This is a genomic window from Nocardioides piscis, from assembly GCF_011300215.1.
Classification (GTDB): Bacteria; Actinomycetota; Actinomycetes; order Propionibacteriales; family Nocardioidaceae; genus Nocardioides; species Nocardioides piscis.
This window is the reverse complement of the sequence record NZ_CP049866.1, coordinates 2,708,960-2,722,038: the sequence shown is the minus strand read 5'-3', so window position 1 is coordinate 2,722,038 and position 13,079 is coordinate 2,708,960. Positions and strand designations below refer to the sequence as shown.

12 protein-coding genes and 3 tRNA genes are annotated in these 13,079 nt (G+C 69.8%); 10 read left to right on the top strand and 5 right to left on the bottom strand.

Annotated elements, in window-relative coordinates:
- Positions 1-40: 40 nt before the first annotated feature.
- Genes G7071_RS13355 through G7071_RS13345 form a run of 3 tightly spaced genes read right to left on the bottom strand, consistent with a single transcriptional unit; the run spans position 41 to position 1,821 of the window.
- Entirely contained in the window at positions 41-646 is a 606-nt protein-coding gene (locus G7071_RS13355) for a Trp biosynthesis-associated membrane protein (RefSeq protein WP_166319550.1), read from the bottom strand.
- Positions 639-989: a phosphoribosyl-AMP cyclohydrolase gene (gene hisI, locus G7071_RS13350; RefSeq protein ID WP_166319548.1), complete on the bottom strand. Its 351-nt coding sequence runs from the start codon at positions 987-989 to the stop codon at positions 639-641. The genes G7071_RS13355 and hisI overlap by 8 nt, the downstream gene beginning before the upstream one ends.
- A gap of 10 nt (positions 990-999) precedes the next feature.
- Positions 1,000-1,821 carry an aminotransferase class IV gene (locus G7071_RS13345; protein ID WP_166319546.1) on the bottom strand — a complete coding sequence of 274 codons (822 nt, stop codon included), beginning with the start codon at positions 1,819-1,821 and terminating at the stop codon, positions 1,000-1,002.
- Between the two features lie 136 nt (positions 1,822-1,957).
- On the opposite strand from G7071_RS13345, the gene G7071_RS13340 reads away from it, so the two are divergent.
- The 7 genes from G7071_RS13340 (at position 1,958) to G7071_RS13310 (ending at position 6,566) form a co-directional block, all read left to right on the top strand.
- Positions 1,958-2,030, top strand: a tRNA-Gly gene (locus G7071_RS13340).
- A 46-nt stretch (positions 2,031-2,076) separates the two neighbouring features.
- Positions 2,077-2,150 (top strand) — tRNA-Cys (locus tag G7071_RS13335).
- 27 nt (positions 2,151-2,177) lie between these two features.
- Positions 2,178-2,252 (top strand) — tRNA-Val (locus tag G7071_RS13330).
- 414 nt (positions 2,253-2,666) lie between these two features.
- Entirely contained in the window at positions 2,667-3,047 is a 381-nt protein-coding gene (locus tag G7071_RS19350; protein WP_246210647.1) for a Fur family transcriptional regulator, read from the top strand.
- Between the two features lie 22 nt (positions 3,048-3,069).
- On the top strand, positions 3,070-5,343 hold the full coding sequence (katG, locus tag G7071_RS13320; RefSeq protein ID WP_166319544.1) for a catalase/peroxidase HPI: 2,274 nt from the start codon (positions 3,070-3,072) through the stop codon (positions 5,341-5,343).
- Positions 5,344-5,396: 53 nt separating this feature from the next.
- Positions 5,397-6,038 (top strand): histone, encoded by a 642-nt coding sequence (locus G7071_RS13315; RefSeq protein ID WP_166319542.1) that lies wholly within the window; start codon positions 5,397-5,399, stop codon positions 6,036-6,038.
- Between the two features lie 21 nt (positions 6,039-6,059).
- The gene (locus G7071_RS13310; protein WP_166319540.1) at positions 6,060-6,566 is read left to right on the top strand and encodes a DUF3253 domain-containing protein; all 507 of its coding nucleotides are present in this window, start codon (positions 6,060-6,062) and stop codon (positions 6,564-6,566) included.
- Here G7071_RS13310 and G7071_RS13305 read toward each other — a convergent pair.
- Complete coding sequence (locus G7071_RS13305) at positions 6,557-7,660, bottom strand: potassium channel family protein (protein WP_246209998.1); 1,104 nt, start codon at positions 7,658-7,660, stop codon at positions 6,557-6,559. The two genes, G7071_RS13310 and G7071_RS13305, sit on opposite strands and share 10 nt — an antisense overlap.
- The gene (locus tag G7071_RS13300) at positions 7,653-8,654 is read right to left on the bottom strand and encodes a YihY/virulence factor BrkB family protein (protein ID WP_246209997.1); all 1,002 of its coding nucleotides are present in this window, start codon (positions 8,652-8,654) and stop codon (positions 7,653-7,655) included. Before G7071_RS13300 ends, G7071_RS13305 begins: the two co-directional genes overlap by 8 nt.
- A gap of 17 nt (positions 8,655-8,671) precedes the next feature.
- On the opposite strand from G7071_RS13300, the gene G7071_RS13295 reads away from it, so the two are divergent.
- The 3 genes from G7071_RS13295 (at position 8,672) to G7071_RS13285 (ending at position 13,075) form a co-directional block, all read left to right on the top strand.
- Positions 8,672-10,303: an acyl-CoA dehydrogenase family protein gene (locus G7071_RS13295; protein ID WP_166319538.1), complete on the top strand. Its 1,632-nt coding sequence runs from the start codon at positions 8,672-8,674 to the stop codon at positions 10,301-10,303.
- Positions 10,303-11,037, top strand: coding sequence for a class I SAM-dependent methyltransferase (locus tag G7071_RS13290; RefSeq protein ID WP_166319536.1), 735 nt, complete (start codon positions 10,303-10,305; stop codon positions 11,035-11,037). Before G7071_RS13295 ends, G7071_RS13290 begins: the two co-directional genes overlap by 1 nt.
- Positions 11,038-11,140: 103 nt before the next feature.
- Entirely contained in the window at positions 11,141-13,075 is a 1,935-nt protein-coding gene (locus tag G7071_RS13285) for a PAS domain-containing sensor histidine kinase (protein WP_166319534.1), read from the top strand.
- Positions 13,076-13,079: the final 4 nt, after the last annotated feature.

The window sequence follows — 13,079 nt, the reverse complement described above, 5'->3', positions numbered from 1 at the left end:
GGTGAAGAGCTCCTGATCGTGGCTGATGGGCGTGGTCAGTCTAGGGGGCGCTCGGGCGGGTCGGGTCATGCCCCTCGTCCAGGGCCCGCCAGATGTCGAGATTGTCCTCCGGCTCGGCTGCCGCCCGGGCCTGTGCCGCCGGAGCGTCGTAGCGGCTGCCCATCTCCGGCCACGAGGACACGTGGCGTACGGCGACCGCAGCCGCGGCCACGCTGGCGACGGCGCCGACCAGGGCGGCCCAGGGCCAGAGGGTTCGGCTGGCAGAGGTGACATCGGTGGAGACACCCGCTTCCCTCACGGCATCGAGCAGCGCGTCAGGCACGGAGACCAGCCCGACGACGGTCGTCGCCAGCAGCCCGCAGGCGGTCACGAGCGCCAGGAGGGCCACGCCTCGGCGTACGCGCCCTCGGGTCACCAGGAGCACGCCCCAGCAGGCGAGCAGCACCAGGCCCAGGGCCCCCACCAGGGGGACCTGGGCGGCACCGGTGGTCAGGAGCTGCCCCGACTCGAGCCGATAGGTCTCGCTCGTGGAGTCGTAGGTGGCGGAGCCGAGGTCTGCCCAGCGCTTGGTACCGGCAAGGGCGGCGAGGGCGGCGGACGCCAACCCCACCAGGAGCACGGGTCCGAACGTGCGGCGCTCAGCCATCGGTGCCCTGGAGGAGGTCGGCGTCGAAGCAGGTGCGCTCGCCGGTGTGGCAGGCGACACCCACCTGGTCGACCTTGACGAGCAGGGTGTCGCCGTCGCAGTCGAGGCGCACCTCCCGAACGTGCTGGACGTGACCGCTGGTGTCGCCCTTGGACCAGTACTCCTGGCGAGACCGGCTCCAGTACGTCGCGCGGCCGGTCGAGAGGGTGCGCGCGAGCGCCTCGTCGTCCATCCACCCCAGCATCAGCACCTCGCCGGTGTCGTGCTGCTGGGCGATGGCGGGGACCAGCCCGTCGGGAGTGCGCTTGAGACGGTCGGCGATGGCTTGGTCCAAGGGGCTCACGTGTCCAGTATCAGGGGTCGACCTGCTCGGCCTCGCGCTCCGCCCAGGTGCGGGCGCACTGCTCGGTCACCGGCCCGGGCGCCGGCAGCTCGCGGTCGTCCCAACGGCTGATCGCCTGCACGTCCCGGGTCGTGGAGACCAGGAATGCCTCGCTGGCGTGCTCCATCACCGACATCGGCTCGTCGACCTCGACTCCCCCACACCACTCGAGCACCAGCGCCCGGGTGACGCCGGCCAGGCAGCCGCTGGCCAGCGTCGGCGTGCGGAGCTCCCCGTCGACCACGTAGAAGACGTTGGACCCGGTGCCCTCGCACAGGTCGCCGACCGTGTTGGCGAAGATCGCCTCGCTCGCACCCCGTTCCGTCGCGTGTGCGAGGGCGATGACGTTCTCGGCGTACGACGTGGTCTTCAGGCCGGCCGTGGCTCCGCGCTCGTTGCGCGGCCACGGCACGGTGCAGACGGTGGTCGAGGCCGGGGTCGGCGACAGGGCGGAGTAGGCGACGACCAACGTGGGGGGTCCGTCGCCGCGCCCCGAACCCATCGGCGCCGGACCGGCGGACAAGGTGATGCGCAGCCGGCCGCGCTCGTCGGAGACTCCGGACAGGACCTCGGCGACGCCCCGGCGGACCTCGTCGTGGTCGGGAGCCGCCAGTCCCAGCCCACTCGCCGAGCGTGCCAGGCGCTCGAGATGCCGGGTGAGGGCGAAGGGTTGACCCTGGAGGGTCTTGATCGACTCGAAGACACCGTCGCCCACGGTGAAGCCGTGATCGGTCACGCTCAGGGTGGGACCCGTCGGGTCGTCGATGAGCTTTCCGTTCAACCACGCGCGCATGGGCGTCACTCTAGGCAGGACCCGCTTCGCGTGGTGTCGTGTCGACACGCGTCGTCCGACCCGGGTTTGGTGCGCGTGGGGGCATCGGCTACTGTTCTGCTCGCACTTGACGCCGGTTCCCCGGTGGAAATTGCGTGCGGACATAGCTCAGTTGGTAGAGCGCAACCTTGCCAAGGTTGAGGTCGCGAGTTCGAGTCTCGTTGTCCGCTCGGAGAGGTCTCTCCCCGTGCCTTCTGCTTCTGGGAAGGCCTCCGTGGTGGGTTGGCCGAGAGGCGAGGCAACGGACTGCAAATCCGTGTACACGGGTTCAAATCCCGTACCCACCTCCAAGCTCCACAACTGAACAGCACGACCTCGGGCGATTGGCGCAGCGGTAGCGCGCTTCCCTGACACGGAAGAGGTCACTGGTTCAAACCCAGTATCGCCCACCAGATCGACACAGCCCCTCGGCCTCACGGCCGGGGGGCTTGTTCGTTCCCGGACGGCCAGGGGTCTGACGAAAAGACACGGGACGGACACGATCTGGTCCGCTTCCCACAATTTTCTCCCGTTGCCCTCCGAGACCCTAACCAACGGTTACGATGGCGTAAGCCTGGCTGCTCCTCATGGGAGGGACTGGCGTGCGGATGGCGAGTTTGGGTGGCCTCGGGCCCGACCCTTACCCCGGCCATGAGGGTGGCAACACGCTCTCCGCACCGGCGGAGGACCCGAGCGCCCCCGCCGGTGCGGTCCGGCCGACCCCCAGTCTTGAACTGTTCCAGACAGTCCTCTACGTTGGCAGCGTGACGGTCTCGGCGTTCGCCTCCCAGCTGCGGACTGCCTCCCTGCGTGCCACCCGGCCGCGGATGGCGGTCCTGGCCGCGCTGCACCAACACCCGCACGCCGACACCGAGACGGTCATCGACCTGGTCCGCACCGACATCGGAGCCGTCTCCCACCAGGCCGTCTACGACGTCCTGCGAGTGCTGACCGATGCCGGTCTGGTCCGGCGCATCCAGCCCGCCGGCGCGACCGCGCGTTATGAGGCCCGCGTCGCCGACAACCACCACCACCTGGTCTGCCGCACGTGCGGCGAGATCAGCGACGTCGACTGCGCCGTCGGCGAAGCCCCGTGCCTGACCGCCTCGGACGACCACGGCTTCGTGGTCGACGAGGCTGAGGTCGTGTATTGGGGCACGTGCCCCACCTGTGCCACCGCAAGTGCCACCGCAAGTGCCCACGAGTGACTGCCTTTCCGGAAGGAAACAGATGAACGACAACCAGGACAACACCCCCACCAGCCCGCAGGGTGTCGACGAGAAGGCGGCCGCCGGCTGCCCCGTGGCGCACGACTCGGTGACCGCGGAGGGCAGCGAGAGCGAGAACCCCGCGATCGACTCCCCCACGCCCAAGACCGGCGGTCGTCCCCACACGCTCAAGGACTGGTGGCCCGACTCGCTCGACCTGTCGGTGCTGCACGCTCATTCCTCCAAGGGCAACCCGCTCGGCGAGGACTTCCGCTACGACCGGGAGTTCGCGAAGCTCGACCTCGAGGCCCTCAAGCAGGACATCGTCGAGGTGCTGCACACCTCCCAGGACTGGTGGCCGGCCGACTTCGGCCACTACGGCGGTCTGATGATCCGGCTGAGCTGGCACGCGGCCGGCACCTACCGCATCTACGACGGGCGTGGTGGCGCCGGGGACGGCGGCCAGCGTTTCGCACCCCTCAACAGCTGGCCCGACAACGCCAACCTCGACAAGGCCCGACGGCTGCTCTGGCCGGTGAAGCAGAAGCACGGCCAGAAGATCTCCTGGGCAGACCTGCTCGTCCTGGCCGGCAACGTCGCGCTCGAGGACATGGGCTTCGAGACCTTCGGCTTCGCCTTCGGCCGCGAGGACGTCTGGGAGCCGGAGGAGATCTTCTGGGGTCCCGAGGACACCTGGCTCGGTGATGAGAGGTACGCCGAGGAGCGCGAGCTCCACGAGTCGCTCGGCGCGGTCCAGATGGGTCTGATCTACGTCAACCCCGAGGGCCCCAACGGCAACCCCGACCCGCTCGCCTCGGCCCGCGACATTCGCGAGACCTTCGCCCGGATGGCGATGGACGACGAGGAGACCGTCGCACTCATCGCCGGCGGCCACACCTTCGGCAAGACCCACGGGGCCGGCGACGCCGACCTCGTCGGCCCGGAGCCGGAGGGTGCACCCCTGGAGCAGCAGGGCCTGGGCTGGATCAGCTCGTATGCGTCCGGCAAGGGCGCCGACACGATCACCAGCGGCCTGGAGGTCACCTGGACCGACAAGCCCACCCAGTGGAGCAACCGCTACTTCGAGATCCTCTTCGGCTTCGAGTGGGAGCTGAGTGAAAGCCCCGCAGGCGCCAAGCAGTGGGTGGCCAAGGACGCCGACGAGATCATCCCCGGGCCGACGGCTGACTCGCCCAAGCGCAAGCCCACCATGCTCACCAGCGACCTGGCGCTGCGGTTCGACCCGGCGTACGAGAAGATCTCGCGTCGCTTCCTGGAGAACCCCGAGGAGTTCCGCCTCGCCTTCGCCAAGGCCTGGTACAAGCTGCTCCACCGCGACATGGGCCCCGTCAGCCGCTTCCTCGGCCCGTGGGTGCCGGAGCCGCAGCTGTGGCAGGACCCGGTGCCGGCGGTCGACCACGAGCTCGTCTCCGACGACGACGTCGCTGCCCTCAAGGCCACGGTGCTGGACTCCGGCCTGACCACCGCACAGCTGGTGTCGACTGCCTGGGCCTCGGCCGCGACCTTCCGCACCACTGACAAGCGCGGCGGTGCCAACGGCGCGCGCATCAGGCTCGAGCCGCAGCGCAGCTGGGAGGTCAACCAGCCCGAGCAGCTCGCGACGGTGCTGGAGACCCTCGAAGGGATCCAGCGCGAGTTCAACCAGGCGGGCGGAGCTCAGATCTCCATGGCCGACCTGATCGTGCTGGCCGGCTCGGCGGCCGTGGAGAAGGCGGCCCGCGACGCAGGCGTGGAGGTGGACGTGCCGTTCCACCCGGGTCGCACCGACGCCACGCAGGAGCAGACCGACACCCACTCGTTCCGGGTGCTCGAACCCCGCGCCGACGGCTTCCGCAACTATCTGCGCCCCGGCGAGAAGACGCAGCCGGAGACCCTTCTGCTCGACCGCGCTTACATGCTCGACCTGACCGCGCCGCAGATGACCGCGCTGGTCGGGGGGCTGCGCTCGCTGGGCGCCAACGTGGGCGACGCCGCTCACGGAGTGCTCACCGATCGCCCCGGGGTGCTCACCAACGACTTCTTCGTCAACCTCCTCTCCCCCGGCACCAGGTGGAAGGCGAACGAGTCCGAGGAGCACGTCTATGAGATCCGCGACCTCGCGACCGACGAGGTGAGGTGGACCGCCACGGCGGTAGACCTGATCTTCGGCTCCAACTCCCAGCTGCGCGCGCTGGCCGAGGTCTATGCCGCCGCGGACGCCAACGAGCGTTTCGTGTGCGACTTCGTGACCGCGTGGACCAAGGTCATGGAGCTCGACCGGTTCGACCTCGCCTGACCAGGACTCACCAGCAGTCCCGGGCAAGCACGACCAACGACGAGAGGAACCACATGATCTCCATCAAGAAGGTCACGGACGCGATCACCTACCCGGCCAGGGCCACGGCCGCAGTAGCCGGCCAGGCAGTCGGGCTGGCGGCGACCGGCGCCAAGTCGACGGCGCACGTCCTCAGCCGGGCCGCCGGGCAGGGGAAGGGCGGCGAGTCCCAGGCTGCCACCCCGGTCACCACCCCACCCGCCGAGGCGGCACCAGTGGCCAAGGCACCCGCCAAGAAGGCGCCGGTCGCCGAGGCACCGGTTGTGAAGGCCCCCGCGGCCCCAGCGAAGAAGGCACCCGCAACCAAGAAGGCGCCCGTCAAGAAGACGCCGGGGGCGAAGCTGCCCGCCAAGAAGGCACCGGTGAAGAAGGCTCCCTCGGCCAAGGCAGCGACCGCGGGTCCCGCCCTCGCCGCTGCCAAGGCAGGCAAGCCGGTCAAGCCAGTCAAGGCCACCAAAGGCGTCAAGGCCGTCAAGGCCCCGAAGCCAGCCGCCCCCGCCCCCGCCCCGGCCGCGGAGCCCGCTGCACCGGCCGCGCCTGCCACCGCCGACCTGCCGGCCGTCGATGACAAGCCGCTGATCGACACCTCGGCCGCCAAGGCGATCCGCAGCGAGGCAGAGGTCCTGACCAAGGCAGCCGAGACGGACAAGGGCTGACCCACACGGCGACGGCGCGCCATGAGCGACCCCGAGGTCGAGCACACTCCCGACGGGCACCACATCGTGGTGAACGGTCGCAAGTGGCGCGCCACCGACTCCCGCATCCCTGAGAAGTTCCGCACCGAGCTCGTTGCGGAGCTGATGCGAGCACGACGACTCGTCGGCACCCGCGGCGACGCAGCGCGGCCGATGGTCGACGACGCCAAGGTCGCGCTGGGTGAACGTGGTGAACCCTGGTGGGAGGTGCCCACCGAGACGGGGCTGCGCGAGCGCCTGGCCGCGACCATCCGGGCCTTGCTGCGACACCGCGACGGGACGACCATCTGCCCCAGCGACGCGGCGCGCGTCGTCGGCGGGGAAGGCTGGCGCGACGTGGTCCCGGTCGCCCGGGAGGTCGCCTCGGAGCTGGCTGCGCACGACGTGGTCGTGGTCCAGCAGAAGGGTCAGCGCGTCGACGTACGCACGGCCAGGGGTCCCGTCAGGATCGCGCCCGGGCCCTCGCTGGAGCGTGCGCCTCAGTCGTGATCTTCGGCCCGGTCCTCGCCATGGGTCCCGGGGCGGGGCGCCCACGGCAGCTCCTTGGCCGGGCGTACGACGATGAGCCGGTCACCGCGGGCCAGGAGCGTGACGACTGGGTCGAAGTAGCGATAGACCTGCTCGTCGCGGACGACCGCGATCACCTGGTCGGGCAGCGACTGCGGCGGCTTGCCGACCTCGGTGACGAGCAGGTCGCGCTCGGCGACCTCCAGTCCGTCGCCATAGGTCAGCAGGTCCTCCATCACCGATCCCAGCATCGGCGAGACCGACGAGAGGCCGAGCAGTCGCCCGACGGCGTCGGAGGAGGTGATGACGGAGTTGGCGCCGGACTGGCGCATCAGCGGGACGTTCTCCTGCTCACGGACCGCGGCCACGATCCAGGCGTCGGGGTTGAGCTGCCGCACGGTGAGGGTCGAGAGCACGTTGGTGTCGTCCCGGTCGGTGGTGATGATGACCTGGCTCGCCGTCTGGACACCCGCCCTGCGCAGCACCTCGCGACGGGTCGCGTCCCCGGTGACGACCGCCAGACCGTCGCTGTGGGCCTCCTCGAGCGCGAGCGCGCTCGGGTCGACGACGACGATGGCCTCCGGGTCCTGACCGTTGTTGACGATGGTCTGGACGGCGCTGCGGCCCTTGGTGCCGTAGCCGACGACGACGACGTGGTCCTGCTCTCCCATGATCTTCCTCCACCGGGCGACCCGGAACAGCTCGCGTCCCTGGGAGGCAAGGACCTCCAGGGTGGTTCCGATCAGCAGCACCAGGAAGGCGATGCGGGCCGGGGTGATGATGAATGCGTTGATGAGCCGCGCCCTGTCGGTGACCGGCGCGATGTCGCCGTACCCCGTGGTGCTGAGGGTGACGGTCGTGTAGTAGATCGAGTCGATCAGGCTGATCTTGTTCTCGGGGTCGTTGCCGTCGACATAGCCCTCGCGGTCGAAGTAGACCAGCAGCATGGTGCCGACCAGGATCGCCATGGCGGCCAGCACCCGCCGGCCGAGCTCCCACCACGGCGACCGCACCACGTCCGGCAGCGCGATGTCCGCACGGCGCGAGGCTGCGGAGGTGGCGGGTTCGTCAAGCACGGCGGGAGTCTTTCACGCCGTCGGCCTCGGCGATGTCCTTGGAGGTGATGGCCTGTCGCAGGTGCTGGACCAGCTCGTTGCGAGCCCGCGTCGTGGCGCCCTGGGGGAAGACCGTGTCGAAGGCCGCATTGACGGCCGCTCCGATCAGGACCGCGATGGAGAGGAGATAGAGCCACAGCAAGATGGCGATCGGCGCCGCGAGCGGGCCATAGATGGAGCGCGACTCCGCGGCGGTGACGGTGAGCACCCAGCGCAACGCGTAGGACCCCGCCAGCCACGCCGCCAAGGAGAAGGTCGCGCCCGGGAGGTTGAAGGCCCAGCTGGTCCGCACCGGCACGGACACGTGGTAGAGCGTCGCCAGGAAGCAGATGCACAGCAGGATGACGATCGGCCAGTAGAACGACGTCACGAACTCCGCCGACTCGGGCAGCCACGTCCGGATCAGCGAGGGCCCGGCGACCACCAGGGGCAGGGACACCATCCCGGTGATCATCGCCAGGATGTAGAGGACGAAGGACAGCGCCCGCGTCTTCACGATGCCCCGGTGGCCGCCCAGGCCGTGCATGATCGTGATGGTGTCGACGAAGACGTTGAGGGCTCTCGACCCCGACCACAGCGCCAGCACGAAGCCGACGGAGATGACATCGAACCGCCCACCTTCGAGCACGGAGTCGATCGTCTTCTTGATCACCTCGTCGACGGCCTGCTCGGTCAGCCCGCGTGACGCCAGGGCGATGATGGCGTCGCGGACCTCAGCGACGTCGGCGGGAGCGAACTGTTCGGAGACGTAGCCGACCGCGCCGGCGAGGGCGAAGATCAGTGGCGGCACCGACAACACGGCGAAGAACGCCGCCTCCGCCGCCAGGCCGGTGACGCGGTAGCGCATGCAGGAGCCGACAGTGGCGACGACGAGCCGCCAGACGTTGTCCCGCACGGTCAGCCACCGTGACTCGATCGAGGCGAGCACGCGATGTTGCCCACTCCCCGCGACCATGGACCTACGGTATCCACATGGACCCTGCATTCCGGGCAACCGCCAACCAGAGCCCCCCGCTGGTCGGCCACAACGTGGTCACCTCAGACCTCGCCCTCACCGAAGCGATCACCCGACACGGCACACCAGACATGGTCGAGGACCTCACCCTGCTCGGGCGCGAGGCCGGCACGGCAGAGGCGCGCGAGCACGGCCTTCTCGCCAACCGGCACGAGCCGCGCCTGACGCCGTACGACCGCTTCGGTGAGCGCATCGACGAGGTCGAGTTCCACCCCTCCTGGCACTGGCTGATGGAGCGCGCGGTGGGGCACGGCCTCGCGGCTGCGCCGTGGGAGTCCGAGCAGCCCCATCCCCACCTTCGCCGCGCCGCCGGCTTCTTCGCCTGGGGACAGACCGAGCCGGGCCACGGCTGCCCCGTCTCGATGACGTATGCCGCCGTGCCGGCGCTGCGAGCCGACGACGCCATCGCCAAGGAGTGGACTCCGCTGCTGGCCTCGCGTCGCTACGACCCGGGCGTGCGAGCCCGGTCGGACAAGGTCGGAGCGCTCGCCGGGATGGGCATGACCGAGAAGCAGGGCGGCTCGGACGTCCGCGCCAACGTCACGCAGGCCCGTCCGACCGCCGAGGACGGGTGGTACACCCTCCACGGGCACAAGTGGTTCACCAGCGCACCGATGAACGACATGTTCCTCGTCCTGGCCCAGACGGCCGGTGGAGTCACCTGTTTCGTGGTGCCCCGCGTGCTGGCCGACGGCACGCGCAACCAGCTCGACGTGGTGCGGCTCAAGGACAAGCTCGGCAACCGCTCCAACGCCTCCTCCGAGCTGGAGTTCGACGGCACCCTGGCCCAGCGCCTCGGCGACGAGGGGCGCGGCGTGCGGACCATCATCGAGATGGTCGCCGCCACCCGGCTCGACTGCGTCCTGGGGTCTGCGGCGCTGATGCGGCGGTCGCTGGCGGAGGCGTCCTGGCACGTCTCCCACCGGAGCGCCTTCGGTGGTCGCCTCGTCGACAAGCCGTTGATGCAGAACGTCATCGCGGACCTCGCCGTCGAGTCCGAGGCGGCGACTGCCCTGGCCATGCGTCTGGCAGCAGCCGTCGACCAGCCGGACGTCGCGCACGAGGCAGCACTGCGCCGGATCGCGCTGCCCCTGGCGAAGTTCTGGGTCTGCAAGCGAACCCCGTTCATGGTCGCCGAGGCGCTGGAGTGCCTCGGCGGCAACGGCTACGTCGAGGACTCGGGACTGCCCCTGCTGTTTCGCGAGTCCCCGCTCAACTCGATCTGGGAGGGATCCGGCAACGTCAACGCCCTCGACGTCCTGCGTGCGCTCTCGCGCGAGCCCGAGGTCCTCGATGCCTGGATCAACGAGGTCGGTGCGGCGCGTGGAGGCGATGTCCGGCTCGATGCCGCGATCGACGACACCCTGGCGCTGCTCGGTGACGTCGGCTCGCTCGAGGTGTCGGCCCGTCGGCTGGCCGGCCAGATGGCGGCCTGCCTGCAGGGGTCACTGCTCGTCCGCCACGGCCCTGCCGACGTGGCCGACGCCTTCTGCTCGTCACGGCTCGGGACGGCCTACAACGGCACGTTCGGCACGCTGTCCGGTGGCGACCTCCGCGCCATCGTGGACCGGACGACTCCGGTCGTGTGATGGCGACGCGGGAATGGGATGCGACCACCTACGACGCCCTGCCGCTCCCCCACGAGCAGTGGGGACAGCGGGTGCTGGGGCGCATGCGGCTGGTCGGCGACGAGCGGGTTCTCGACGCAGGTTGCGGCACAGGTCGCGACGGGGCTGCGCTGCTGACCCGCTGGCCCCATGTGCACCTGATCGGCGTCGACGGGTCCCAGCAGATGATCAACGCCGCACGTGACCGCCTCGGGCCCCGGGCAGAGCTCCACGTCGCCGACCTGACCCGTCCCCTGCCGATCGCGGAACCGGTCGATGCCGTCATGAGCGTCGCAGCCCTCCATTGGATCAGCGACCACGACCTGCTGTTCGCCAACCTCGCGGCGGTGATGCGCCCCGGCGCCCGCCTCACCTCGGACTGCGGCGGCCAGGGCCAGCTGGCGGTGATGACCGCCGCCCTCGTCGAGGTGACCGGCAGCGGCAAGTTCGGCACGTCGTTCAAGGGCGTGGACGAGACGCGGGCCAGCCTCGAACGCGCTGGCTTCGCGGTCGAGGACGTGCGGTTGCGTCCCGATCCGCTGCGGCTCGACGACCCCGACCTGCTGGAGACCTATCTGGCCGCGGTCAACCTCGGCTCCCACCTCGCTGCCCTGCCCGAGGACGAGCACGCCGACTTCGTACGGCGGGTCCGGCTCGCCATGACGGAGCCGGTCATCGACTACGTCAGGCTCGAGATCGACGCGATCCGTTCCTGACGCAGCTCTGACACAGGAGAGCAACACATCGGTGAATCACCGATGGTGCCGGGCCAGAGGTGCCACCATGGTCCCACCCCCATCTCCTCACGCAGCGGAAGCGATGACTCCTCTCGGACTCTTCCTGATCAGCGCCACCCTGCTCGGCGGGGTGCCGTTCCTGCTGGCGACCCTCCGCAGCCAGTTCCGTGCTCCCCTGCTCGCCGCCTGGATCGCTGCGATGGTGGTGATGGGCGGGCTGCTCGGCGCCGTACACACCCTGCCGCTGGGTGGCGGCGTGGTGCTGCTGTCGGGCCAGGTCTACTACGGGTCCTTCATCCTCACGACGCTCCTGGCGGTGATCGTGGGCCGCGACGTCCAGGTGGTCCGCACGATCATCGCGGTGGTCGTCGTCGTCGACCTGGCTGCCGTGGTCGCCCTCCAGCTCTCGCACGCTGCCCTCGAGACATCCGGGGTGACCAACGTCTATGGCGTTCCGTCCGCCTTCTTCGACGCCTCCCGGGTTCAGCAGATCTCCGGGGCGGCGCTCAGCGTGGTGGAGCTGATCGCGCTCCTCGCCGTCCTGGAGTGGGCCAAGGCGCGCCTGGGCTCGCGGTCCATGATCCCGGTCTATCCGCTGACCTTCCTCGCCATCTTGGTGTTCGACGGCATGCTCTTCCCACTGCTCGTCCTGCGCCCCACCTCCGGGCTCGCCGACGTCATGATCGAGGGGGTCCAGGGCAAGCTGGTCCTGGCGCTGGCCTATTCAGTCCCGCTGCTGGCCTTCGTGCTCGTCAACCGGCGGACCCTCGAGCTGTTCGAGGACCGGCAGATCGGTCTGCGCCACCTCACCCACCTCAGCCGCGACGTCCTGCTCAGCGAGCTCGAGGAGCAGAAGTCGAAGCTGGCAGCGTCGACGGAGGTCGCGGGTCGGGCGAGCGCCACCACGGCGCGCATCCTGGACGCTGCAACCAACACGCTCCTCGTCGCGACCGACCCCGACCTGGTCGTGACCCACTTCAACACCGGAGCCGAGGAGATCCTCGGCCGCTCGGCCTCCGACGTCCTCGGTCGGCCACTCAGCGTCCTGCTGACGGAGAGCGACCTCCACCACCATGCGCAGATCCTCGGCGTGCCACCGCACCTGCCCACGGTGGTGAAGGCGCAGGCTGAGACGAACACCTCCCGCGACGTGGACCTGCGGCGCGGCGACGGAGCCCGCACTGTCCTGTCGCTGAGCATCACCGAGATCATCAGTGGTGACCACCAGGTCGGCTATCTCCTGGTGGGTGAGGACGTCACCGGCAGGCTGCGCGCCGAGGCAGCCATCCGGGTCGCGCTGACCGACGAGCAGGAGGCGCGCTCGCGGCTGCAGGAGGCCGACAAGGTCAAGCAGCAGCTGGTCTCGACGGTGAGCCACGAGCTGAGGACCCCGCTGGCGAGCATGCGCGGCTACCTCGAGCTGCTCAAGGCCGGCGACTTCGACGAGCTGAGCCCTCAGCAGACCACCGCGGTGGATCGGATCCTGCGCAATGCCGCCCGGCTCGAGCGGCTCGTCAACAACCTCCTGCTGCTCGAGCGGGCCGAGGCGGGGCCGCTGGTCCGCAACCGGCGGACGCTCGACCTGCGTGACGTGGTGAGCTCGTGTGCCGACCTGCTGAAGGAGCAGTCACGCGACCGCAACCTCGTGCTGGAGCTGCCTGATGAGTCGGTCTCCATCACCGGCGACCCGGAGGCGCTGCAGCGGGTCGTGCTCAACCTGGTCGACAACGCAGTCAAGTTCACCCCCCCGGACGGCAACGTCACCGTCCGGCTGACTCACCGCCCGCGCGGTGCGCGGCTGGAGGTCGTCGACAACGGCATCGGGATCAGCCTGTCCGACCAGGACAAGCTGTTCACGCGGTTCTTCCGCTCTGAGGCCGCCATGGCGATGCAGGCCAAGGGCACCGGCCTGGGGCTCTCCATCGTGGACGCCATCGTCACCGACCACAACGGGCGCATCCGGGTCGATTCAGCCGTCGACGTCGGGACGACCGTGACCGTCGACCTCCCGGCCTGAACCA

Coding starts and splice junctions, on each gene's coding strand:
- G7071_RS13285 (WP_166319534.1), top strand. CDS start 11,141: ATGACTCCTCTCGGACTCTTCCTGATCAGCGCCACCCTGCTCGGCGGG.
- G7071_RS13310 (WP_166319540.1), top strand. CDS start 6,060: ATGAGCGACCCCGAGGTCGAGCACACTCCCGACGGGCACCACATCGTG.
- G7071_RS13295 (WP_166319538.1), top strand. CDS start 8,672: ATGGACCCTGCATTCCGGGCAACCGCCAACCAGAGCCCCCCGCTGGTC.
- G7071_RS13355 (WP_166319550.1), bottom strand. CDS start 646: ATGGCTGAGCGCCGCACGTTCGGACCCGTGCTCCTGGTGGGGTTGGCG.
- G7071_RS13300 (WP_246209997.1), bottom strand. CDS start 8,654: ATGGTCGCGGGGAGTGGGCAACATCGCGTGCTCGCCTCGATCGAGTCA.
- G7071_RS13315 (WP_166319542.1), top strand. CDS start 5,397: ATGATCTCCATCAAGAAGGTCACGGACGCGATCACCTACCCGGCCAGG.
- G7071_RS13290 (WP_166319536.1), top strand. CDS start 10,303: ATGGCGACGCGGGAATGGGATGCGACCACCTACGACGCCCTGCCGCTC.
- katG (WP_166319544.1), top strand. CDS start 3,070: ATGAACGACAACCAGGACAACACCCCCACCAGCCCGCAGGGTGTCGAC.
- G7071_RS19350 (WP_246210647.1), top strand. CDS start 2,667: ATGGCGGTCCTGGCCGCGCTGCACCAACACCCGCACGCCGACACCGAG.
- G7071_RS13345 (WP_166319546.1), bottom strand. CDS start 1,821: ATGCGCGCGTGGTTGAACGGAAAGCTCATCGACGACCCGACGGGTCCC.